Below are 23,082 nucleotides of genomic sequence, written 5' to 3'. Positions count from 1 at the left end.
GCGCATGAAGGTTGTAGAATTGATTACCCATTTGAGGTGGCCATTGCAACCCAGCACATTTATCCGGCATGGAGTTAGGTAATCATCATCGGCATGGATTATGTGCTTTATAGGGTGTTAATTTGTAACGCTTTGCTTGTTTTAAAAAACGTAATTTTAAAAAAGTAGATTATGCCGGAAAAGAACCTCAAAAAATATGTAGAAAAACGCCATTTTGACCAAACCCCAGAGCCCAAAGGAGGTAAGGGAACGGCAGCTAAATTGCATTTTGTAATCCAAAAACATGACGCTTCCAGATTGCATTATGATTTTAGATTGGAAATGGAAGGGGTGCTCAAAAGTTGGGCGGTTCCCAAAGGACCTTCACTGGATCCGGCCGTTAAACGCCTGGCTATGCAAGTAGAAGATCACCCATATGACTATAAAGATTTTGAAGGCATTATCCCTAAAGGAAACTATGGTGCTGGAACGGTTATCGTCTGGGACGAAGGAACTTATGAACCCATTGACGGTTCACAAGCAAAGAACAAAAAGGCAATGGAAAAGTCTTTACTGGCGGGACTAAAATCAGGAGACCTCAAATTCAGGTTATTTGGTGAAAAGTTGCAGGGTGAATTTGCCTTGGTAAAGACACATGGAGGCAATATGGCAGAAAATGCCTGGTTACTTATAAAACATAAGGATGAAGCGGTTAGCAAAAAGGACCTGAGTAAACTCGATAAGTCAGTTATCAGCGGAAAGACCATTCAACAAATGGAAAAGGCGCCCTCTGAGACCTATGGTAAAAAGACAAGTAAAAAGGCGACGCCCACAAAACGTGCAACTGAGGAATCTAAAAAAACGCCAAAGAAACAGGCCATAAAAAAAGAGGCGAAAAAATCAACGTCAAAATCAACACCAAAATCATCACCCAAGACCAACCATAACTCAGCCAAGTCCCAAAAAGGAGACAGGGAAACAAAGCGTCATAAGCCTAAAAGGGCAAAACCAGCAGAAAAGACACCTAAAGATGAAGAATCGGTTGCGAAAAATTTAGATTGGCGGCAAATCCTGAAAAAATTGCCCGAGACGGCGATGCCTACAAAAATCCAGCCTATGCTGGCTACTTTAGTAGACGCACCTTTTGACGATCCGGAATGGAATTTTGAAATCAAATGGGATGGATATCGCGCCATAGCTTATGTGGAACTCAAGGGTAAAGCCCAGCCAAAAACGTCTGTACACATAAAAAGTCGTAATCAAAAAGACTTTGAGCAAAAGTACTATCCAATAAGAACTTCACTGGAAAAGCTGACCGAGACAATGGTCCTGGATGGAGAGCTCGTTGTCGTGGATGAGGCAGGTATGCCGCAATTTGGTGCTTTGCAGAATTGGCGTAGTGAGTCGGATGGCACTTTGCTTTATTATGTATTTGATCTGCTATGGTATAAAGGAAAGGATTTACGTGATTTACCCTTGTCCATTCGTAAGGCCGTCTTAGAAATTGTGCTGCAAAACCAGGTGGATACAAATATCCGACTTGGTTACCTTGTTAAGCAAAACGGAATAGGCTTTTTGGGTAGTGTGGCTGAATTAGGTCTTGAAGGCATTGTTGCCAAAAAAGCAGACAGCATTTATGAATCTGGACGCCGCTCCAAATCCTGGCTCAAAATTAAAGTAGAACTAAGACAGGAAGTCATCCTCATTGGGTATACCTTGAATCATGGTTCTTCAAAAAAGTTCAGCTCTTTACTGCTTGGCGTCTATAAAAACGGGAAAGTTCAGTATGCTGGCAAAGTCGGCACTGGCTTTAGTGACAAAGATCAGCTTACCTTACTCAAGCATTTTAAACCCTATATACGCAAAACCAGCCCATTGGAAAAAGCGGTAGATGTAGACAAACCATCCAGATTTCGGCCCAACCCACCTGGCAGTGATGTTACCTGGCTCAATCCCAGGCTAGTGGGAGAGGTTAGCTACCGCGAAAGAACAGCAGATGGGTTATTTCGTCACCCTTCTTTTAAAGGACTGCGGCCGGACAAAGATCCGAAGGAGGTCGTTTTGGAGGAAAAAACCAGTACCCAACAATTACTAAATGAAACAGACAATACTATGGAGATCTCAAAAAAGGTAGCAAAAAAGGCAGCTAAGAAGGCGGTTGTCAAACAACCAAAGGCTGAAGCTGATATCAAGTCAAAGTCCAAGAGGGTGACTTCAAATAAGAAAATATCAAATATAACTAAGACCAAAGACGACCTGAAAACCGCTATGGCGCCTATCGAGGGAAAAACTGGTCATAAAACCCTACTGAATCCAACTGAAAAAACGCAGGTCAAGACAGTGGCGGGCAAAAAGTTACAATTTACCAACCTGGATAAATTATACTGGAAAAAAGAGCAGATAGATAAACGGACGCTTATCAATTACTATTACCAGATGGCTCCCTTTATTTTACCCTATTTAAAAGGACGCCCCCAATCCCTAAACCGTTTCCCGGATGGGGTCACCGGACAAAATTTTTATCAAAAGGATGTTACCGGAAAGGTGCCGGACTGGGCAAGTCTTTATTTATATCATAGTGAAGGTGATAAATCGGATAAACACTTTTTGGTAGCAGATGGAATGGCAGCTTTGTTATACATGGCATCACTGGGCTGTATAGAAATGAATCCCTGGAGCAGCACCATTAAAAAACCAGAAAATCCCACCTGGTGCATTATTGATTTAGATCCTGATAAAAACAAAAAAGGACAAAAGGCCTTTGAAGAAGTCATCACAGCAGCCCAGGTAACCCATGAAGTACTTGAAAGTATGGGGGTCGAAGGCTATCCTAAAACAAGTGGTGCCAGTGGCATACATATTTATATACCACTGGGTGATAAGTATAGTTATGAACAATCCAAACTATTTGCAAAACTTATTGTCACCGCCGTACACGAGCAGTTGCCTAAATTTACCACATTAGAAAGAACGGTGGCAGATAGACAAGGGAAAATGTATTTGGATTTTCTACAAAACCGTCCGCAGGCAACCATCGCGGCCCCATATTCTGTCCGTCCCAAACCTGGCGCAACAGTATCCATGCCCCTGGATTGGTCCGAAGTCAAAACAGGTCTTAAACGAGAAGATTTCAATATTCATAATGCCGTGCAAAGGGTGGAGAAAATTGGGGATTTATTTAAACCTGTATTGGGCAAGGGTATCGATCTTAAAAAAATATTGGCCAAAGTAAAATAATTTTAATCCACACGAACCTCGGCGGCCGGATAGACTGGTTTGAAATGTTGGTAATTGAAAGTAAAGTGGTTGGATAGAATCATCGAATATAGTAGTAGAACAGGTTAGTAGGATAGGGCCGCAGGCAAGTTAAAGTAGCATAGTTAAAGTGGGACAGAGAGGTCGGTCAGAAATGTTGACTGTCGGGAAATCCGTTTATGCCAATCTTTTTTTTCTAACCATCCTTAATCTTTATGATCATACAAAATCTGACAATTTTCACAGTAAAAGGTTCTTCGCTCAAATTTACCCAGATAGGCCCTTTTTAGCGGGATTTGACATCTTGGACAGGTGGATTTGTTATGGACACACCAGTGTTTTTTCAATGTGTATTTTTGTTTCCATTTTAGAAACAAAAAAGCATATTGCCTTACATCCTTGATAATGGCATTTAGCTGTTTGGCAGGTAAATCACCTACACTGTTCAAGGGGTGAAGACGTTTTCTGAACAGCACCTCATTTTTTATAATATTGCCGGATCCGGCAAATAATTCCTGGGTCAAAAGAGCGTCGCAAATCAAAAGTGTTGGTTGCTCAAGCAGTAAAGCCTTGGTTCTGTTGGGGTTCCAGTCGTCGCTCATAATATCAGCCTGCCACAAGTAGAGATCATCTAGATGCTCTTCCAGCAAACGTACGGAACATGCATAAAAGTAAATTGTTCCGGTTTTAAAAGTCAGGCTTAGTCTGGGGATCCTGTTTTCCTTTGGTTCATTAATGGTATAAGATCCAAAAAGCAGAAAGTGAATACGCAGTGTAAAACCACTAAATCGCAAAAGCAATTGTTTGCCCCAGGTTCGGATTTCCAGTAGCATTTTGGACTGCATGCGTTGAATCGGCATTTTACTATTACCTTCAACTTGCAGCACCTTTCTGTTTTTGAAAGGTTGTAGCGCTTCTTTTAAAATAACAAGTGTAGGTCCTTCAGGCATAATCTGTTTTTTATTATGAGGCGGATCATAACCATTTTGTCACCAAAAAAGTTCATCCCTGTTTACTTTATAGCTCCAGTCTTCCGGCAAATCTTCAAAGGTGATTTGTGGACCGAATGACCCGGTTGTTACTGTAAGTTGACAGCTATTATTGCTTATTAGAAGTTGATCTATATGAAGCACTTGAACCTTTTCAGGCAACACAGGATCATGAAAGACAATTTGTTTTTTAGGGGCATCAATTTCTATCCCCAAAAGGGAGGCTAATAGCAAAAATACACTGCCTACCGCCCAGGCCTGTGGCGCACAGGCTACTGGATAGGCTGTCGGGCCTTCTCCGTTTCTCTTTTTAAGACCACAAAACAGTTCTGGTAGCCTATTTAAATCTATAAAAGTTGTCGCTTCAAACAGGCCGTTAAATATCTGTACGACAGCTGATTTGAATCCATACCTGGCAAACCCCATGGCTATAAGTGCATTGTCATGTGGCCAAATGGAGCCGTTGTGATAGGACATGGGATTAAATTTTACGCTGTCACTGGCCAGTGTTCTTATTCCCCAAAGGCTAAACATTTTTGCAGACATTAGGGTCTGCATTGTTTGAGCGGATTTTTCCTTATCCGCGATACCAGTAAATAAAGCATGCCCTGCATTGGAAGCGCATACACGGCAAGGTTCTTTTTCTCCATCCAAGGCCAAAACAAAACACTTAAGGCGGCCGTCCCAAAAAATATCATTGAATTTACGCCGGATTTCAACGGCACTATTGCTTAATTTTTCTGCCAACTGTGGGTGCTCAAGTGCCGCTGCCATATCTGCAGCAAGAAGTTTTGCTTCATATGCATATCCCTGCACTTCACATAGTGCAATTGGGCTTTTAGCCAAGGTGCCATCCTTATGCATAATTGCATCTACAGAATCCTTCCAGCCCTGATTGGTCAGCGCATCGGGGTTCTTGAATTGATATTCAACAAAATGATCCTGATCAATGTCCCCAGATATGTCCATCCAGGCTAAGCCATCCAATACTGCTGGCCAAATGGCTTTAATAGCTGCCAGATCTCCCGTCCTTTTATAATACTTGCCGGCAAGAAGGATAAAAAGTGGTGTTGCATCCACTGTCCCATAATACCGCTTAAAAGGAATTTCGCCCGTATTGGCCATTTCTCCCTCTCTGGCTTCATGGAGAATTTTGCCTGGTTCAGCATCATTTTGACTACTGAACGTGTGGGCTTGCCAGTGCGCCAGAAATAATAACACATTTTTGGCCATTTGTGGCTGAATCCATAATAATTCAATAGCGGTAATTAGACCATCTCGGCCAAAGGGCGTATTATACCAGGGAACACCTGCATATATATATCGGTTTTGGCCCACTTCCGCATATAAAGAGAATAAATCCGTATAGGCTCTGTGGAGCCAGTTATTCAGATTAATATTATCTGAGCTTATCTGGGCCTGCTTGTGATCCCGAATGGAGCGTTCTTCCAGAATTTGCTTTTTGGCCTGGTCAAAACATAGTGAAGCATTAGGAGCACTACCAATCATAAAATGGACGGCTATCTGAAACTGCTGTTGTTCATGGGGCTGCAGATGCAAGGCAAACACCATTTTTTGCACCTGACAATCGGCCAGCAGACTTCCTTCATATTTAATGACGGCGGTTCTTTTTATATGATCCTGCCCCATATATTCTATGCGTATCACGCTACGACTATCCTGACAGATTTTTTCCACCGATCCGGGCTCAAGTTGCCTTTTGGTACCCCGAATCTCAAAAATATCTTTAAAATCCCCATCGAAATATAAGGATAAGGAACAAGAAATGTCACTTTCATTATAGTTGACGCAGGTAATCCTTTCATAATAACCTGCGTCGAGCATGAGTTGATGCCTGAATATATGAAGGGTGTTTTCAGGGATCTTACCTGCGGCGAGTACAGGATTGGTTAAATCCACAGAATGAATATTGTTGTGCTGTTTTATCGTACTGCCTAACAGTAAAGGCTTTTTGCCGTCAATGGTCAAAACCCATTCGTTGATAAAGCGCGTACCTCTGTGATAAATGCCATCTGACCCTGACGCTGCAGGATAAATATCACCCCAGGAGTCCATTAAAGCAAAACTATTGGCATGATTGAGCACCGTACTTTTCTCGCCGCTATGTTTACTATCAGGTTGAATATGGTACCTGTCCCCGGAAAGTTTGTGTTCCTGCTGGGATTTTAGCCGGGTTTCTGTTGTATTACTGGTTAATAAATCCATGACGATTTGTGACTTTAATGCAATTAAATAACTTTTGTGACCAGCTGCTGATGGGTAGGCTCCGTCCATTTATTGCTTCTGGGTGCCAAACGCCTGGTTTTTTCTTGAATTGAGCCGATCACCTTATGATAGGCATTTAGGTAACGCTCAGCCATTTTACGTGCGGTAAATCTGTTTTCGAAGCCCTGTCTGATAACGGACCTGCTTAGCCGATCTACATGTTGAATGGCAGTAATCGCCTCCTGAACAGTATGGACCAGGAAGCCGTCTATACCATCTCGAATGATCTCAGCAACGGATCCTCTAGGATAGGCAATGACTGGTGTGCCGCAACTCATCGCTTCAATCAGCACCATGCCAAATGGCTCTTCCCAGCTTATTGGAAAGAGAAGCGCCTTGGCATTCCCCAGAAAATCGGTTTTCTCCCATTCTGTTATTTCCCCAATAAACTCAATCAATGGATGATTTAATAAGTGTTTGATAAATCCTTCAAAATAATTAACCTCAGAAGGGTCGACCTTGGCCGCAATTTTCAAGGGAAGATTTGCCTCAATGGCAATTTCAATGGCCTGTTCAATTCCTTTTTCCGGAGAAATTCTTCCTAAAAAGGCCAGATACCCACCTTGTCCACTACCTGTATGATGTAAATCCAGGGGGAGTCCATGGTAAACAGTGGATAGCCACCCTGCTGCCGGCAGCGGTTGACGTTGATTATTTGAAATAGATACGATAAGTTCATTGGGAAAATTTCTGTAAATGGCAATATTCTCTGCCATATCTTGTCTGCCATGCAGCGTGGTTAAATGCGGTATATTGCTATTTTCCAGCCAGGGGAAATGCAGAAAATCAGTGTGAAAATGAAGTAAATCAAAGGAATCAGCTCTAGCCATAACCTCTTTTAATTGAATAACTTGATAGGTGATAGGATTGCTGCATTGGGTGTCCATTCTAAGGCATTTACCGACAATAGGAATCAGTGTTGCACTACTACAAGAATCCCCACTGGCAAATAAGGTAACCTCATGGCCCATTGCCACCAGCTCTTCTGTCAGATAATGAACCACTCTTTCAGTGCCCCCGTAAAATTTGGGTGGGACAGATTCAATTAAAGGGGCAATTTGTGCAATTTTCATAAATAAGTATTTATCGTTTATTAATGTATTGGCAAGTAGATCAACAGGTGCTATAAAAGGATAAGCTGCTAATTTTAGTCCATAATTGTAATAAGGGTAGCTTTTTCCCAAAGCAAACAATGCCAGCCTGGCACCCTGTAGCTGATATTGTTTTACTTATGATTTATAAGGATGTTACTTTTATAAATTCGTTATTTTAAAAGTTTGGTAATAAAACATTTACCTCATTTATAAGCAGCCACACATTGTAGCAATCTTAGTACATAATGCGGAGGCTTAACCCCTTAAATGAATAGCAGATAGCAGGTTATTGTTATGTACGTAAGATTATTATATTCAGTCAACAAATGTTTCCACCAGCTAGGCACCGCAGTCCTTTTTTGAACCATTTCAGACCTTCTGGTTAAGATGGATGCCTAAACTTTGCAAATTATGATCTCCTTTACAATTTCATGTTATCTCGTTTGCAAACAAGGGCATTTTTCACGACAGGTAAGCAAAAAGAGGGTATAGTTGGGATGATCTGGGCATTAATTACCTCAAGCAAAAAGCATGGTTACAATTTAAAGCTTAAGAGTGTCAATTATGGTTGCATCTAGTAAATTTATTCTGGCATGTATTGTGAGCCATAGATAATGACCCTAAAACAGCTATATGGCTGTTATAAAAGTTTTTAGTATTGTAAAGCATTAAATATAATAATAACATTAAACGATCAACAATGCATTCACAGACGACCACCAATCACGAAGCAATTAAAGCCTGGGTAGAAGCCCGGGAAGGCAGACCTAGTATCTTTCAGGCTTCAAAAAATGATGATAGCGCTATTTTGCGTATTGATATTCCAGGTTATAGCAATGAAAACGCACTAATGCCGATTTCCTGGGATAAGTTTTTTAAAATATTTGACAGCGAAGCGCTACAATTTTTCTATCAGGACACCACCGAGGAGGGAAAGATGAGTAATTTTAATAAAATCGTTGCAGGAAAGGATAATAATTTATATTGAATTGAATTCAATATTATTTACCAGCACCGTGGGTATCAGTCAACACGCCCTCACCAAGAAGGTGTAGGTATATTGACTGATACCAATTTAAATAGCACTTTTATGATCATGGCAGGCAATTTAAAATTGCCTGCTTATGGCTTTCATGGAGATTATTCCCAAACAAAATCTGCTTGCCCGGCTAGCAGCGATAGGAAGCTTTCTAGTCCAAATGCTTCCTTGGTCTGTAAATCAAAATCATGAAGTACATCTTTAAGTAAGGCAATAGAAGCTGCATTATTCATATTGAGAATCTCCGCTTGGCTCGTCATAATTTTATGCCGTTTTTTAATCACGCGAAGTTCTTTTTTTAGCATTGGAAGTGTTGGACTTTCACAATCATCAAAGCAAAGAATTGCGTCGTATTTAGGATGGGATTCAATTTCCATTTCTTCTATTTTCAACTCTTTAATCTGCTCTTTGAGTATTTCATTATAGATGTCGAGTTTGTCGTCGGTCATCTGTTGGATATTATCTTCCTCCTTATGAATCCACCCTAATTCCAGTCTCAGAAGGGTATGAAGATCCTTTTGCTGATAAGCCTGTGTGAGCTGCTGCATCAGCGCTTCTTTTTCCACTTTCTTATCCTCATCCCTTTCCAGATCAGGGTGGAAAATCTTAGCCAACTGCTTATAAATAGAACTAATATTTTTTTGTTTAATGGCTTCTTTCTCTTTGGCTATACGTTCTTTTTTCTGTTGTGCAGTCGTTTTATTTTTCGGCGGTTCGTTCTCAAAATAGTCGAATTCGTCTCCAAAATCGAATGATTGCTGCCTGGCCTGTTGATGCCTGCCTCCATTTTCATCTTCTTCATTCACAGAAGATTGCTCAAATGGGTTCCACGCAGCGTCATTGGACTGTTGTTCCTCCTGGTCGTTAAATTCCTGGATCAGTTGATGTATCTTTTCATGCAGCTTATCAAATTCAGTAATACTTTCAATCTCTACAGGATCAAAATCAATCCCCATTTCGAATAATTGCTCAATTGCCTCTACTTTGAATTCATTCAAATCCTCTTGCATAGACTCCGCATAGCTTTTTTTATAAAGCTTTTTCCATATAACGTGCAGTTCTGAGTCTTTATTTATGATTTCCACATCAATTTTCTCAAAATTCAATTTAACCAACCTGCCCAGCAATTGGTGCTCGGCTGGACTTAATTCCCTTCTTTTTCGTTTGTAGAAAAGGAATAGTGTTTTTACATAAGAGACGCCAAGTTGGTTTTCCTTCGTCTGAAATGGATAAATCTGCTTCGCATAAAAATCAAGCATCTGATCCATTTCAAGCGCCTTAGCATTAACCCGCTTTTGCTGGTTTTCCAGCTGTTCAATCAGCCGATTAAATTTTTTCTGCCCTGGACTAAGTAGCTTGTTCTTTGCGCCCTTAAATAGCAAAGATCGTTCTGCAACTGATGACTGATTCTGATTAGAATCATTGGCTTGATCCTTTTTTGAATTACCTATGCCTGCTTTTTGAGGGCCGTCTTTTGTGTTGTTACTTTTTGATTCGGAGGATTGGGACGCCGTATTGTGTTTACGAGTGTTCTTTACTGTGGCCATTAACTGATTAATATAAAAATTTTATTAAGTTGAAAGATTCCGCAAGCATATGGGTGTTGGAATATTTTGCCTGTTTATCATTTTTTCTGATCGCCCTGTGGCGCGTCCTTATCGTCTATATCCCATCGTCGTCATTGGCGTCATTATCTAAATCATCATCATCAAAATTATTGTCTAAATCATCGTCAAAATCAGGTCCCTCTGAATCCGATAAAATGGAATCCATAAGGGTCGCGTCCAATTTGTTCCAGAAAGAATCTTCTGAAAATATTGAAAAGTCCTCAATTGTATCATCCAAATCATCCTGGTGTGCTCCCTCGTGGAAACTCACATTGTGTTTGCTGCCACTTTTTTGCTTTATTAGCTGAAACAGCGCATCTGGAGAACTGTCCATTACCTTCAAATCTTCTCTTAACTCTTGATTATCATCATTTAAAATTAGGATCTCATCCTCTAATTCCTCTTCTGAAATTGTTTGATAATCAAAATTTGGGTTAGGGAAAGTCAAATATTTACCTTCCAGTTCAAAACGAATGGTTTGTCTTAATATCATTTTCTTGTGATGCTTCAGTAAACCACAAAAAGCAGTCACGATGGCGCGTGGCATAGTATCCTTGGGATGATCCAATATTTTTTGGAGCCATTCTGATTCAAGCTTTTCGAGCGGTTGGTTGTTGCTGCTATCGTAATGATAAATAGCCTCCTGAACCCGCTCGGTCATTTTTGACCAATATTGGATATCTTCTTTTTTATCTCCTACATTCATTTTCAGTAAAGAGACTGCATTTCCCATTTTTTCCTTGGATCCTGCATCCTTATAGGCCAATTGCAACAATTCAGCCTCCATCGCAAATAAATTACCCAAACGTGCCAGTCCCATACCGTGCGCAATATCTTCCAGCTGTTTATTGATAAAAATACTTAATTTAAAGGCATGTTTAAAATAGCCTTGTCTGATGCGGTAATTGCAACCATTTATACTCCAATTTAATATCATGTCCTCTTGGTCGTCATTAATGGGAATGGCTAAGACTTCCATGTCCATATTCATTAGCTTGTCTGCGACCTGTCGCTTGATGGATTCAAATAAGTCGTTTTCCGTAGCAGGAAGTTGGTCTGCGTCAAGTAATATACCATGCCCTCGGCTAAGATACTCTCGGATTCTTAAAAATATCTGGGTCAGCCTTTCAGTAATCCAAAAATCAAATTCCAGTCCTTCAGATTTTTTAAAAAGCGCCTTAAAAGAAGCACTATTTTCGCAAGAATCCATACTCTCGTAGAGCGAAGAATAAATAAAAGTTTTAATCTGCTTACGCGTATCGGTGAACAATTTTTCCGTAGCCTCACTTTCAAAATCCTGCAAAAAGGTTATAGCTTTTAAATAATAAGTGGAATGCAGCTCTATATTGTCTAGCTTTTCCTTATTTAATCTTTTTTGAAAGGCAGTCGACAATTCTTGTAGCCGCCACAGAGCACCCCGGCACGCTGTAATGGCATCATCTATTTTATTTAGGCTATTTAGTACGCTTTTATAAAAAACACCAAGCTTTTGATAATTTCTACATAGCAATATCAATTGACGCAGAAGATGCCCTCGACATAAGAAGGAATTTGTTGACTGGCATTTTGATTATTTGGCATGTTTTATACTTATGTTTGAGAGAGCTGATTTCTGCCACGAAAATAACCATTTACCTGTAAACCAAGCCATGTGCAGCGGGAAAAGTCCCCCCAAAAGAAAATTGGCAACGGCTCCTGAGCGGCGAAATCATTTAGCATTCAATATTGAAAAGCTGCAGCATAAATACAAAAAACTAATATTCAACACCTTATATAACTCAATTTATAATTTTTATTAGTTAAGTGAAAATAAAAACTATTTCTAAATGCATCTTTATGCATCGGAAATACCATCTTTTTTCCAGCTACTTTTGCCTATCAATATTTTGATTGGCGGGAAATTGATAGTCTGAATTAAAATGCTACTGATTGATATTGTTAGCGCGGTTTTATTTTCACATGGAAGCAAAAGAAGATAGGTGGTTTCCATAGGAAATCAAGGGCTGATTTTACAGCGGGTACAAATTTAAGCCTGCATTTTTGGCATATCAACGAGTAATTATACCTTCAATTTGATATTGCCAGCCATACAACAGCTTTAGTAATTCAGTTATGCCTTCTTTATGAAAGATCACATTCATGTCGAATTTCTGCGTAAAAATGAACATCAGAAGTCTATTTCTACTGAGGATTATAGTAATAAGTTGTTTATCTGTACTTTATAAGAAAGCGCTAATTGCAGAAGGAAATAATAAGTACCGGGCTATGTAAGGGTTTTTAGTTGATCTTTGTTGGTTGCAATTGCTATTACTATTTGCCCGGTACCTACTTCTTAACCTACTTCAATCCAAAAATTGCTATAAATGAGGGTTGTCATTTATTTTCAACTTGCTGAGGCAAAGCTATGCTGCTCAGCACACTCCATTTGTAGTTATGCAAGGAAACTATTGTAGTAATATTATGACAAATGCCGTCCAGATATTCAGGTTTTCCAGGTTTCCAGGCGTACCGTTATTGTAGATTGGTATCTGAGCATCAAAAAAATCACTAATGTGACGCGGATATTCATATATAGTAAGCAAGAAACAAGGTGCGCCACCCAGCAAATACGTAGTCATGCAGAGCTGACTTTACATAATTTTGAATCCCACTACCAAATCCACTTATCCTACAGCCCGGACTACCCGTCCTCACTTTACCTGCTGAATCCTTTGAATTTATTAGTTTTATAAATAATACAATAGCGCCTATTATTCGGACAATATTTTTTTGATACAATCAATTGCCGAGCTGTTATTTTTCTTTAGCGCCGCATAACGCTGCCTGAGTTCAATCGTTTCCTTTTGTAATTCTTGCAAAATCAAATCAAGGTCATACATTCTAAAAAACATAGCGTTTAGAGACAATCTTTTGAAATACTTGGGATGGTCGGGCAATTCATCTATGTGTAGATGAATAGTGCCCAGCAGTTCAAACAAAACCTGGTTCAATTCGTGGACTTTTTCCTTTGAGAGTTCCTTTATACGGGGCTTGTGAAAGCGTAGAAATTGAATAAAGTAGTTGAGCAAATTGGTTGTTTTTTTCCTTTTTATTGCTTTCCGGATTTTTTCTTTCAATTTAATTGACTCAGCACCAATTGATACTGGTAACTTTCTAAATCGAAGTGATGATAAAATAGTAGTGATGGGGGCGGCAATTTCCATTAAATCGCTGATACTACGTTCCATGCCTTGCCAAAGTTTTATTTCATCTTGTATAATATCTGAATCGATCACGATATTAAGCGGCAAGGATGGCATATATTTATATTTAAGGCTTGCATTGCCAAGAATCGGCTCAAAGTGTTGACGGACAGCCTGCAGCGCCTTTTCTTGCAGCTCTTTATAACCTTTGACAGTTGACGAATCTATTAATGAATAATCAATATTCTGCATCCTTAAATAATCCTGGTACCGCCTAATAGATATCTCTAAGCTATTCTCCAGGTCTTGCTGGATGGTTTCATTATAAAGCCTTTGATGAAAGTGATTAAACAATGGACTCTCATAGTGAGCGGTAGTTGTAAGATCCTGTAATTGCACTTTAATATGAATCATAAGCGATTCCTTTTCCTTAGCTGTAATTTTTTTATTGATCCAAGGTTTATAGTAAAAGCTAAAAAGGCTTTTTAAAATAAAGAATCTCAGCTTATTATTTAAAGTAATTTTGGGGACAAGTTTCTTATAATACAATTCATCAAGGGCAGCTTGCTTGGCTGTAGCCTGGGTTAGAAGATTTGCCGCGTCCTCTATCTGATCCAGTAAACCGAAAAAGTTTTCAAAGGCCATTAATATGGCCTCTTCCTCGGACATATCTTCGGGAAAATACTTCGCATCGTCTTCCGCATCATCTTGAATGGATTTTATAAACTCCAATTCTTTATCACGCACTGCCGCCTCACCTTGTTTTTTATCCATACTTGATTGAACCTTATTTTTACCTTTTGCGCTAGCCTTTTTTATTGCATTTTTCATCACTGATGCATAATTATATGAAGATAAACATTTTAGCACGTAGAATATTATTAATATTCAAATACCTCATCTATATGCTTAAGCGCAGCATTGCGGCCCTTTTTCATTTGCTGTGTAAAAGCACCAAATTTTTCCAATAGCGGTTTTGCATCTGCCATGGTTAGTGTTATGACCTCAGTTGATTTAACCTTATAATCCTTATATTGAAACACAAATCGTCGAAACTTGGGTCCATCCTTTGCTCCTGGAATCGCAATTTGAGCAGTTTATAAAAAGTAGAAAGCAACTTCTTTAGCCGCCTGGCATCATTTAGTGGTATTTCAGCTACATCTTCGTCTTCAAAATCCTCATCATTATCAAAATCTTCGTTAATGTCAAATTCATCGTCATCTTCATCAAATTCTTTTTCAATTTCATCTGTAGAATCAGTCCTCTGACACTTATACATTCTTGACTGTACTAGTTCCATATATTTAACTGAAAAATTAAACAGGGCATCAAATGGAACTACACTGGGGAGTGGGTCCTCCAAAAGAGCTACTAATTGATAATAATCTGATTTATTCAATTGCGATGTAAGTCGTGGATAGCTCATAAAAATTTCATGAAGAATGCTATGCAATTTTAAGGTGACCTTCAACCCTTTATAATTAAGCTGTGTAAAAATGGCTCTGATTACCAAATCATTTCTTAAATCCTCCAGATTCAAACCAGCTGCTATGTCTGAGAGCTGTTTGTACTGGAAGATCATTGTAGTGACCGCCTGTTTATATTGCCGTTTATCTAAACGGCCATTTAAACGCTCATGCATCAGATTCTGATAGGCTTCCAATGGACTTGGACGATTGTTCTGCTCAAAGATTTTAAGGTTCACAAATTTACCAAAATGTCCAATCAAAAGGTCGTGGATAAGGTCGCCTAATTCGTCTTCAGTTTCCGGGATATCCTTGGGTGACTCGAAGTCGAGCCCTTGGTCCTGTAAATATTCCCGCATTAGTAATGCGGCTCTAGCCATCCTTTCTTGAAACCAGAACGCGAAATCAGTACCAGTGACCTGTTTGAAAAGCTTTAAATATAAATCATTTTTCAGAAGCAACTCTCTGGGATGTAAAGCAGCCACTCCCATTAAGAATTTGTGTATATTAGCAAACATATCGGCCTTTTGTTCGCCTGTCACCTGTTTTTCTTCCTCCTTAGTAAAGGGCAACAACAATGAAAAATATTCAGCCTGGACAACAATTCCCTTTTGTTCCAACTCAAGCAGTTTTGGAAGATTCTTTGCCATATGTGTAGAAAGTTGCGCTAAATCTTCATGTTGCTGCTCGGTGACATCTTCAATCTTATCTAATAGTTTATCACATTTATCCAAATATTGAAATTGTCGCTTCTTGTCATAAAAGTTATCAAAAAGGAAATCCTTTAAGTGCTCAGGAAAGGTTATCGGCTGAATAAGATCGGGCATGAGTGAATATTTTTAAAGTTTGGACAAAACTACCAAATTGATTTGAAACAAAGCGAATTTGCTGCAAAATGAACATTTTGGATCAATTATAAGAAACGTCACTATCAAAAACTTGAATTGACTTGGTTTGGTCCAAGTAATGGATTTGGGTAGGCAGATATCTTCCCATTTGTCGAACCAGCCTGTTGATTGCTCACTTTTAAATTTTGAATCAAAAAATTAACGCTTTTAAGATCGAATAATCGCATCATAATTTTCAGGGTTATAAAAATAATAAAAAACAATTGCAAAAGCTGAGCTCCTTTGTCTTTTTTTTCAAAATAGTTGCTGAATATAATCGTCTGCCAAGGCTGGCTAATAGAAGCAATGGCTACTATTATCTTTCTCTGACCTTCTATTTGGAAGCCTTTTATGGTCAAAAAAGTAAATATTACAATTTTGAAAATTATTTTTTAAAATTATTTTCCAAAGCCGTATCCATGATATGCTGTGCATTATAGCCCAAAACCTATGTTGAAGATTAAACAAGAAGTAACGCCAACTCTTGCCGAATTGATTAAATTTGAATATATCAAGCCAATTAAGCAGAATATTTTTGATTTAGTGTTTTGTCTAATATATTTAAGGGTGACGGATTAGGCAATCGAAACAAAATTTAATTTTACCAATAGCAATTATGGGAAACCAATTATTTGAAACAGAATTTTTAAAAGGAGGTGATGGCGAGTGGGGACTGGGCAATGCGTTAGGGCCATCCTTATATTTGCCACATACGCAATTATTCAACTTATCCGGGGGATGGGGACATATGGATTTCTTAAATATACCTACCGAGGAGTTTAATTTATTTAGTAATAAATATAAAACCCAACGTGGTATTCAAACCATGACCAGAATCGGCCGGCCGTTATTTGAAATCAGTTATATGATCAAGGGTAGCGGCATTATTGATTTAAACAATCAGGGAGCATTGACCTTACATGCGCGGCAATTCAATATTACCTACACACCATATACAGAGTGCAAGACGACCTTACAACCTAAGCTTGATGCAGAGACGCTCGACATATACTTATCTTATGACCAGTTATATCATTATCACGACATTTTCCCTGAAGTTGTAGAACCATTTCTGGAGGCTGCCCAAACCAAGCGGCATTATAATTTTAAATCCGTGCCTCTGTATCTGACGGGAAAGATTTATGACCAAGCGCTTCGCGTAAGTCAGTTAATTCATCAGCCAACTATCGCTAAACAGATATTACCAGCCGTATTTAATGTAAATGTACAGTCATTAATAACGGACACTTTTCGATACTTGGATCGCTCAAAATCTAAAGGGATATCCAATTTGCAGGAACAGCGGATGAAAATGCTTAGCGGAGATATTTTTAAAATTATAGGGACAGGGGATATAAATATTGAGCAATTGGCATCTTACGTAGATTTATCCATACCTGAATTTAAAGGCTTGCTGGGGGAGTGGTATAATAAAGTACCCAGGAATTTTATTTTTGAATTAAAAATGACTGCTGCCCGTAGGCTCATTCAAGAAAATATTTCCTTTCAGGAAGTGGCAAGCAGGATTGGTTATAGTACGCCGGAGATTTTTTCCCAGCGGTTTAAATATATCTATGGGATTGCTCCCAGAGAATACAAATATAACTGGAAAAAAAGAGCACATTGCGATCAGCGGTTCGGATTAATCGTATAGGGGCATTGGTCCCCCAAAACGCTAAATTAGCGCTATGGGGATTTTAATAAAAACAATTTCAGACAAATTTAAAAATTATGGGCCGGAAATTATTTAAAACAAAATTCTTGCATGGTTCAAATGCTTATTGGATGAAAAGGAGTCATCCAGACCATCCTTGTCATAAACCGCATATTGGGGAAGTTTATTGCTTATACGACAAAGGAGAGGGGTGGGGATATGCTGTTTTTAATGTGCTGCGGATTACCGGTGGTTTTTTTGTCCGTAGCCTCTACCATATCAATAAAACAGTGTGGGCACATACTACTATAAAACGACACTTATTGGAATTTGGGTATGTCTATAGAAATGGCGGTATAATAAATTACGACGACAATGGAGAAGTAATGCTTAGAGATTGCCAGATGAATTTTAGGTTTGATCCTTGTATGGATTGTGAGGTTAAATTATTCAGGCATACAATCGAAACAATTGATTTTCATACTAACAGGGCATTTTTAGAAAGATATAAAAAGGACTTTCCCCAATTGATAGTCCCCTGTATGGAAGCTATGGATCAAGAGATATCCTACGTGCCCTTAGACTATATGCCCTATGCTCCCGAAGCATTAAGGCCGGTACTCAAAGAGATTAGAGCTGTATTTACGAGAAAACCTCATTTTGGCCGGCAAATATCCATAAAAATGAAAAACATGGCTATTTTATTGGTTCGAAAAACCTTAACAGCTATTACGGATCAGGTCTATCCACGTTTGTTTGACGAACAAAAAGCGGAACTGGCAAAATTTGAAAAGGACCCATTGGATTGTTTTGAGTCGCGCCCAAATTTGGAAATAGCGAAAAAGCGATTGGGTTTGACAGGAGCTGATTTAAAAAATATTTTTGGCAGCGACATAATCTGTCGTTTAGCGAATTTGTAAAACAAGTCTGGGTTGAGGAAGTTGCCCGGAGATTAAAAGCTGATTATGGTGAAAGTATAGAATCGATTGCCTTAGATTTGGGCTGGAGTAGCGCAGGTAATCTATCCAATGATTTTAAGCGAATGACAGGTCTTTCACCTTCTGAATATAGGCTAAAGTATAAACAGTTAGAATAAATAAATTTATTCTAACTGTTTAACTTTATTATTGTAATCCAAAAAAATGGACTGTGCGCCTTATTTCTTTACCCTACTTTTGACAAATTTATATTTATTATAATTGGCTTTGCCGGTAGGTTTGAAAACAATCCCATTTTTACGCATTAGTGCATTAGTGATACTAGAAGAGAAAAGCCGGACACCATATTCACGTTCAATATGGTCCTGTACTTCAGCCACTTCTCGAAATTGTCCAAGAAAACCGTCCTCTATACTCATTTTAATCAGATAGGAGGGACCGTGAAAGGTTTTTGTCTTCTTTTTAATGACCGAAAATTCAACCCTTGTAACACCTTCTCTTTTTACTTTATCTGAAATTCGCCTGTATATATGGGCTTTAGAAATTTTGGTCAAATCGAGTTTTAGTAATTCACTGACCTCTACACCGAATAGATTGCAAATGCTTGCCAGTTTTTTCGGCATATAATCACCACCATTTTCAATTCTAGAAATGGTGGCCGGACTAATACCTGTTAGTTTACTTAGATTAACCATCGAGAATCCCAGGCTCAATCTGAAGTCCCTGATTTTTTGTCCTTTAGCGATTAAATCTTGTTTTTTGGTAGCCATAAGACAAATAAAATGAATATATAGATTTCAAATATTTCATAGCCAAATTCTTTTAATTTGAGCCTGGTTTTTATAAGGTTATTTGATTTATTAAAATCGGTCACAAAGAATGTGCATTTTTCAAAAACTAATTATATCTAACTGATATTTAAAATATTATAAATGTTTATATTGCATATTTATTGACCAAATTATGCAGCTTTATTTGACAATTTAATATTTTTTATTATATTATAACAAATTGTTATAAAAATATTTTCTTATAAATTTCCTTAAAGCAATTTGGTTATTTGCAAGTTTTGGGTTTAAAAATTCTGACAGCTTTATATAATTTATAATTTTTTTTAGCAGGCTGGACGCACTTGATATCTTTATTACTTTTTAATGCATTTGAAATAACGGAGGAGGGGATACTTTTCTGGTAGTTGTCAAGGATCAGTTGTTTTATCTCACTTACCCTTTTAAACTTATTTAGGTGACCTTCGTTAACCAACAATTCTATTATACGGGTGTGCTTTAGAAAACTTGCCTGGCTTTCCACAACCATGATCCCGGCATTTTGATCCGCGTTCCCATCTATTATATAAGGATTCAGTCTTTTCTTCCTGGCGATTTCTGAGATCACCTCAGGAGATAAATCCAATAAGTCTTCAGGATAAATTTCAAAAAACATACATACTCTATCGAAACTATAGGCCTGAATATTAGCCCTACCATTCTCAATTCTGCATATGGTTGACCCGCTAATTCCGGTCAGATGTGTGAGCGCTGATCGGGATATGTATGACTTTTCGCGTAAGGTTTTTAATACCTGGCCCATTTTTCTCTTACGTAAAGCATTACTAATCATATAAATAAATTTATAAGATGTAAAATAGGATTCTCAATTAAATTATTCAATCCGGCCTATTTAAGGCCGTGGCTAATAAATCTTTAGGCCCAAAATAAATGGTTATTCATACTTCATCATTCTTGTAATCGTTGCGCCTATTCATTAAAGCTCATATTGCAAGAGAAAAAGGCAAATCTACAATAGCAGTTCACTGAATGAAGCAGGACCTGTTTTTTGGTACCTGAATTAACAGTCAATATAGTGGATCCAAAAAGTCTCCATCAAATTTAAACGCTATAACAGAAAATAAGGCATCATCCTTAAGCCTTTAATCTTTAGGTTTCTTTTTTACGTAAGTTTTGAGATTTTTCCTTATAAATTTAGCTTCAATGTAATTCTTTGCCTTGAAGCTACTGGTAATCTTTGTCGATTTAAATGTGACCCCGTAGCTCTCCAAAAATTTTTCATTTACTTCTTTTATCGTTTTAGGCTCGTCCAAAAAACCTTCATCAAATATTTTATCAATGTAAAATGTAGGCCCTTTAAATTTCACAAAGGCTTCTTTAAGATCCGCTGCCGATAACTCACTTTTTCTGTTGGCCCTTCGAAATTTTTCTACTTGCCTTTGCAATATATCCTCCGTCCATTCATCAATATTCAGATTAGCAAGTTCATCAATGGTTATCCCAAATACATCGCAAATCAGTTTTAACTTCTCAAATTCAAAATTATGATTAACAGTTTCAATTCTAAAAATCGTACTATGACTAACCTTTGCTAATATTGATAAAATGTCCCTTTTTAAGCATGCTTTTTCCCTAAGATTCAATAAATTTTTACCAATTCTTTGTCTATATTCTACATCTTTCACCATTTAACAAATAGAAGAAAAATTAAGATTTATAATTTTTCTTTGGTGAAATAAAATACATCTATTATCTTTGTTATGTCATTTGAGAATTGCATTGTATTGCCGATTAAATCAATCCAGTTTTTAGATATATTTTAATTCATTAAAATAATTATATAACTGATTAATAAAAGTTTAATTAAAACAATATGATATTAACTTATATTATAATATTAAAAAAATAATTAATTAAAATAAATTAATAGTTACACATATTATATATATAGAATATGATTAACTAAAAAATCAACCAAATTACTTAAAATAAGTATTAAACAACCGCCATTTAAGATTGCTGAGATAAATATATAGATAAACACCGCCGTTACGATCATTACAAATGATGGGGGAAAGTAGTTGTAATAAAAAAAATAAAATGCATTTTATGAAAAAAATCATATGCATTATGGGCACCGCTATGCTCATGATGAACGCCTATGGTCAAAAACCGATAGCCCAAAGTTATTTTATAGGCTCAAATATCCCAGATATGCCGCTATCAAGAATCCTTAACTACAAAGATTCAACAGCTAGCTTGTCATCCTTTGGAGAAAAACTTATTATTTTGGATTTTTGGACTAAGGATTGCGGACCATGCATCGCTTCGTTTCCCAAAATGGATTCCATCCAACAGCATTTAAAAGATAAAGTTCAATTTATCCTAATAACACTAGACTCAAAAACTGAAGTAGAAAAGTTTTTACAGAGATACAATAAAAAAAATAAAAAACCCCTTTCCCTACCAATTATATATAATGAAATAGCCATACAGCAATTATTTGCTCATATGGGAGTTCCGCATATGGCTATTATAAATTTTAATGGGGAATTATTAATGCAATCAACTGGGAAATGGTTATTAAATGAGGCATTCTTAAATACAATAGCTACAGAAGAGATTAATAAAAATCTGTATTATAAAAAGCATGGGGTTAAAGTCAAATTAATTAAAGATAAAAAACCAAACGAATTTCTTCTCAAAAGACTACATGAAAATAAATATATAGATCTAACCCCAATTTACCAGCGGTAAATAGAAATACTTTTAAAGCCATAACGACCAAACTATTAAATAAACAATAAAGAAATTTTAATAATATAAAAATGTATAAAAAGATTACTTGCCTATTCTTACTAATTTATGGTTTTTGCAATTCATCATCTGCTCAGACTAATAATATAAAAGGGAGGATCAACGACTCTACCGGCAATTCAATCGTAGGAGCGACTATTTCTACAATAAATAAAAAATCTACTACAAGCAGTACTAAAGATGGATTCATTTTAAGGTTAAAAAATATTCCAGATACCTTAATCATTAGTCATATTGGGTATGAACCGCAAAGTGTAATTGTAAATGACACCTCCTTTCTTATTATAAAGATGCTAAAAAGAAATGTGAACAATTTATTGGACGTTACCATTAATACTGGTTATCAAAAATTACCACGTGAACGTGCTACAGGTTCATTTACAGTCATTAATAATGATGTCTTGAACCATCAGGTGGGCAATAATATTCTTGACCGGCTGAAAGGCGTAACAAATGGTTTATTATTTGACGAGGAGAAGGCGAGATTGAATGGAAAAAAAATCAACTTTAATATTCGCGGATTAAGTTCAATAAATGGAAACAAAGACCCACTGATTGTATTGGATAATTTTCCGTACGAAGGGGATATAAATAATATAAATCCTAACGATGTTGAATCCATAACAATTCTAAAGGATGCTGCTGCGGCATCTATTTGGGGCACAAAAGCTGGTAATGGTGTTGTAGTAATTACGACAAAAAGTGGTTCGTTCAACAACCCGTTAAGTGTAAATGTAAACTCAACAATTTCCTATACACCAAAACCAGACCTTTTCACCATCGACAGGATGACAGTACCAGACTATATTGATTTCGAAAGGACTTTATATGATAAGGGATATTTTAATGCTATCATTAAGAACTATGCATATACCGCATTAACTCCCGTTGTCGATATTCTAAATAAACAGAAAAATGGAGAACTCACTAATGAAGAAGCCGAAATGCAAATACAAGCTTTAAAGGCTTATGACAACCGTAAGGATTTGGAGAAATATCTCTATAATAATGCAGTCAATCAACAATACTCATTAAATTTAAATGGTGGCAATAAAAGGAGGCTTATTTTCTGTCTTTAGGTGTCGATAATAATTTAGGAAA

18 protein-coding genes are annotated in these 23,082 nt (G+C 37.4%); 7 read left to right on the top strand and 11 right to left on the bottom strand.

Annotated elements, in window-relative coordinates; genetic code table 11:
• The first annotated feature begins 171 nt into the window (after positions 1-171).
• Complete coding sequence (ligD, locus tag FSB73_RS20085) at positions 172-3,216, top strand: DNA ligase D (RefSeq protein ID WP_146786376.1); 3,045 nt, start codon at positions 172-174, stop codon at positions 3,214-3,216.
• Between the two features lie 224 nt (positions 3,217-3,440).
• Here ligD and FSB73_RS20080 read toward each other — a convergent pair whose 3' ends face one another.
• From FSB73_RS20080 to FSB73_RS20070, 3 genes are read right to left on the bottom strand one after another with little or no spacing between them, the layout of a single operon-like run.
• Positions 3,441-4,184 carry a DNA-formamidopyrimidine glycosylase family protein gene (locus FSB73_RS20080; protein WP_146786373.1) on the bottom strand — a complete coding sequence of 248 codons (744 nt, stop codon included), beginning with the start codon at positions 4,182-4,184 and terminating at the stop codon, positions 3,441-3,443.
• A 39-nt stretch (positions 4,185-4,223) separates the two neighbouring features.
• Positions 4,224-6,449 carry an amylo-alpha-1,6-glucosidase gene (locus tag FSB73_RS20075; RefSeq protein WP_158639630.1) on the bottom strand — a complete coding sequence of 742 codons (2,226 nt, stop codon included), beginning with the start codon at positions 6,447-6,449 and terminating at the stop codon, positions 4,224-4,226.
• A 23-nt stretch (positions 6,450-6,472) separates the two neighbouring features.
• Positions 6,473-7,582 carry a glycosyltransferase family 4 protein gene (locus FSB73_RS20070; RefSeq protein ID WP_146786368.1) on the bottom strand — a complete coding sequence of 370 codons (1,110 nt, stop codon included), beginning with the start codon at positions 7,580-7,582 and terminating at the stop codon, positions 6,473-6,475.
• Between the two features lie 721 nt (positions 7,583-8,303).
• Here FSB73_RS20070 and FSB73_RS20065 point away from each other — a divergent pair.
• Positions 8,304-8,591, top strand: a complete 288-nt coding sequence (locus FSB73_RS20065; RefSeq protein WP_146786365.1) for a hypothetical protein — start codon at positions 8,304-8,306, stop codon at positions 8,589-8,591.
• 152 nt (positions 8,592-8,743) lie between these two features.
• Here FSB73_RS20065 and FSB73_RS20060 read toward each other — a convergent pair whose 3' ends face one another.
• The 5 genes from FSB73_RS20060 to FSB73_RS20040 form a co-directional block, all read right to left on the bottom strand.
• Positions 8,744-10,189 (bottom strand): J domain-containing protein, encoded by a 1,446-nt coding sequence (locus FSB73_RS20060; protein ID WP_146786362.1) that lies wholly within the window; start codon positions 10,187-10,189, stop codon positions 8,744-8,746.
• Between the two features lie 115 nt (positions 10,190-10,304).
• The gene (locus tag FSB73_RS20055; protein WP_146786359.1) at positions 10,305-11,552 is read right to left on the bottom strand and encodes a hypothetical protein; all 1,248 of its coding nucleotides are present in this window, start codon (positions 11,550-11,552) and stop codon (positions 10,305-10,307) included.
• Between the two features lie 1,447 nt (positions 11,553-12,999).
• Positions 13,000-14,262, bottom strand: coding sequence for a hypothetical protein (locus tag FSB73_RS20050; RefSeq protein WP_146786356.1), 1,263 nt, complete (start codon positions 14,260-14,262; stop codon positions 13,000-13,002).
• Positions 14,263-14,428: 166 nt separating this feature from the next.
• Positions 14,429-15,724, bottom strand: coding sequence for a hypothetical protein (locus tag FSB73_RS20045; RefSeq protein ID WP_146786353.1), 1,296 nt, complete (start codon positions 15,722-15,724; stop codon positions 14,429-14,431).
• A 104-nt stretch (positions 15,725-15,828) separates the two neighbouring features.
• Positions 15,829-16,143: a hypothetical protein gene (locus tag FSB73_RS20040; RefSeq protein WP_146786350.1), complete on the bottom strand. Its 315-nt coding sequence runs from the start codon at positions 16,141-16,143 to the stop codon at positions 15,829-15,831.
• 257 nt (positions 16,144-16,400) lie between these two features.
• Between FSB73_RS20040 and FSB73_RS20035 the strand changes: the two genes are divergently transcribed.
• From FSB73_RS20035 to FSB73_RS27790, 3 genes are all read left to right on the top strand, one after another.
• Positions 16,401-17,438, top strand: coding sequence for a helix-turn-helix transcriptional regulator (locus FSB73_RS20035; protein ID WP_146786348.1), 1,038 nt, complete (start codon positions 16,401-16,403; stop codon positions 17,436-17,438).
• 131 nt (positions 17,439-17,569) lie between these two features.
• Positions 17,570-18,358 carry a hypothetical protein gene (locus tag FSB73_RS20030; RefSeq protein ID WP_146786345.1) on the top strand — a complete coding sequence of 263 codons (789 nt, stop codon included), beginning with the start codon at positions 17,570-17,572 and terminating at the stop codon, positions 18,356-18,358.
• Complete coding sequence (locus tag FSB73_RS27790) at positions 18,337-18,534, top strand: helix-turn-helix domain-containing protein (RefSeq protein WP_146788633.1); 198 nt, start codon at positions 18,337-18,339, stop codon at positions 18,532-18,534. The genes FSB73_RS20030 and FSB73_RS27790 overlap by 22 nt, the downstream gene beginning before the upstream one ends.
• Positions 18,535-18,594: 60 nt before the next feature.
• On the opposite strand, the gene FSB73_RS20020 is transcribed toward FSB73_RS27790, so the two are convergent.
• From FSB73_RS20020 to FSB73_RS20010, 3 genes are all read right to left on the bottom strand, one after another.
• On the bottom strand, positions 18,595-19,146 hold the full coding sequence (locus FSB73_RS20020) for a helix-turn-helix domain-containing protein (RefSeq protein ID WP_146786342.1): 552 nt from the start codon (positions 19,144-19,146) through the stop codon (positions 18,595-18,597).
• Between the two features lie 286 nt (positions 19,147-19,432).
• Positions 19,433-19,996: a helix-turn-helix domain-containing protein gene (locus tag FSB73_RS20015; RefSeq protein WP_146786339.1), complete on the bottom strand. Its 564-nt coding sequence runs from the start codon at positions 19,994-19,996 to the stop codon at positions 19,433-19,435.
• Between the two features lie 310 nt (positions 19,997-20,306).
• Complete coding sequence (locus FSB73_RS20010) at positions 20,307-20,852, bottom strand: helix-turn-helix domain-containing protein (protein WP_146786336.1); 546 nt, start codon at positions 20,850-20,852, stop codon at positions 20,307-20,309.
• Positions 20,853-21,273: 421 nt separating this feature from the next.
• Between FSB73_RS20010 and FSB73_RS20005 the strand changes: the two genes are divergently transcribed.
• Together FSB73_RS20005 and FSB73_RS20000 are read left to right on the top strand one after the other, a co-directional pair.
• On the top strand, positions 21,274-21,921 hold the full coding sequence (locus FSB73_RS20005; protein ID WP_158639629.1) for a TlpA family protein disulfide reductase: 648 nt from the start codon (positions 21,274-21,276) through the stop codon (positions 21,919-21,921).
• A gap of 71 nt (positions 21,922-21,992) precedes the next feature.
• Entirely contained in the window at positions 21,993-23,060 is a 1,068-nt protein-coding gene (locus FSB73_RS20000; protein ID WP_146786330.1) for a TonB-dependent receptor plug domain-containing protein, read from the top strand.
• Positions 23,061-23,082: the final 22 nt, after the last annotated feature.

Source organism: Arachidicoccus ginsenosidivorans, assembly GCF_007971385.1.
GTDB classification, from domain to species: Bacteria; Bacteroidota; Bacteroidia; order Chitinophagales; family Chitinophagaceae; genus Arachidicoccus; species Arachidicoccus ginsenosidivorans.
The sequence above is the reverse complement of the archived record's forward strand: the minus strand, read 5'-3'. Positions and strand labels throughout refer to the sequence as shown.

Bases quoted from the DNA above. Each gene is read 5' to 3' on its own strand.
- ligD (WP_146786376.1), top strand. From the start codon at position 172: ATGCCGGAAAAGAACCTCAAAAAATATGTAGAAAAACGCCATTTTGAC.
- FSB73_RS20080 (WP_146786373.1), bottom strand. From the start codon at position 4,184: ATGCCTGAAGGACCTACACTTGTTATTTTAAAAGAAGCGCTACAACCT.
- FSB73_RS20075 (WP_158639630.1), bottom strand. From the start codon at position 6,449: ATGGATTTATTAACCAGTAATACAACAGAAACCCGGCTAAAATCCCAG.
- FSB73_RS20070 (WP_146786368.1), bottom strand. From the start codon at position 7,582: ATGAAAATTGCACAAATTGCCCCTTTAATTGAATCTGTCCCACCCAAA.
- FSB73_RS20065 (WP_146786365.1), top strand. From the start codon at position 8,304: ATGCATTCACAGACGACCACCAATCACGAAGCAATTAAAGCCTGGGTA.
- FSB73_RS20060 (WP_146786362.1), bottom strand. From the start codon at position 10,189: ATGGCCACAGTAAAGAACACTCGTAAACACAATACGGCGTCCCAATCC.
- FSB73_RS20050 (WP_146786356.1), bottom strand. From the start codon at position 14,262: ATGAAAAATGCAATAAAAAAGGCTAGCGCAAAAGGTAAAAATAAGGTT.
- FSB73_RS20045 (WP_146786353.1), bottom strand. From the start codon at position 15,724: ATGCCCGATCTTATTCAGCCGATAACCTTTCCTGAGCACTTAAAGGAT.
- FSB73_RS20035 (WP_146786348.1), top strand. From the start codon at position 16,401: ATGGGAAACCAATTATTTGAAACAGAATTTTTAAAAGGAGGTGATGGC.
- FSB73_RS20030 (WP_146786345.1), top strand. From the start codon at position 17,570: ATGAAAAGGAGTCATCCAGACCATCCTTGTCATAAACCGCATATTGGG.
- FSB73_RS20020 (WP_146786342.1), bottom strand. From the start codon at position 19,146: ATGGCTACCAAAAAACAAGATTTAATCGCTAAAGGACAAAAAATCAGG.
- FSB73_RS20015 (WP_146786339.1), bottom strand. From the start codon at position 19,996: ATGATTAGTAATGCTTTACGTAAGAGAAAAATGGGCCAGGTATTAAAA.
- FSB73_RS20010 (WP_146786336.1), bottom strand. From the start codon at position 20,852: ATGGTGAAAGATGTAGAATATAGACAAAGAATTGGTAAAAATTTATTG.
- FSB73_RS20005 (WP_158639629.1), top strand. From the start codon at position 21,274: ATGAAAAAAATCATATGCATTATGGGCACCGCTATGCTCATGATGAAC.
- FSB73_RS20000 (WP_146786330.1), top strand. From the start codon at position 21,993: ATGTATAAAAAGATTACTTGCCTATTCTTACTAATTTATGGTTTTTGC.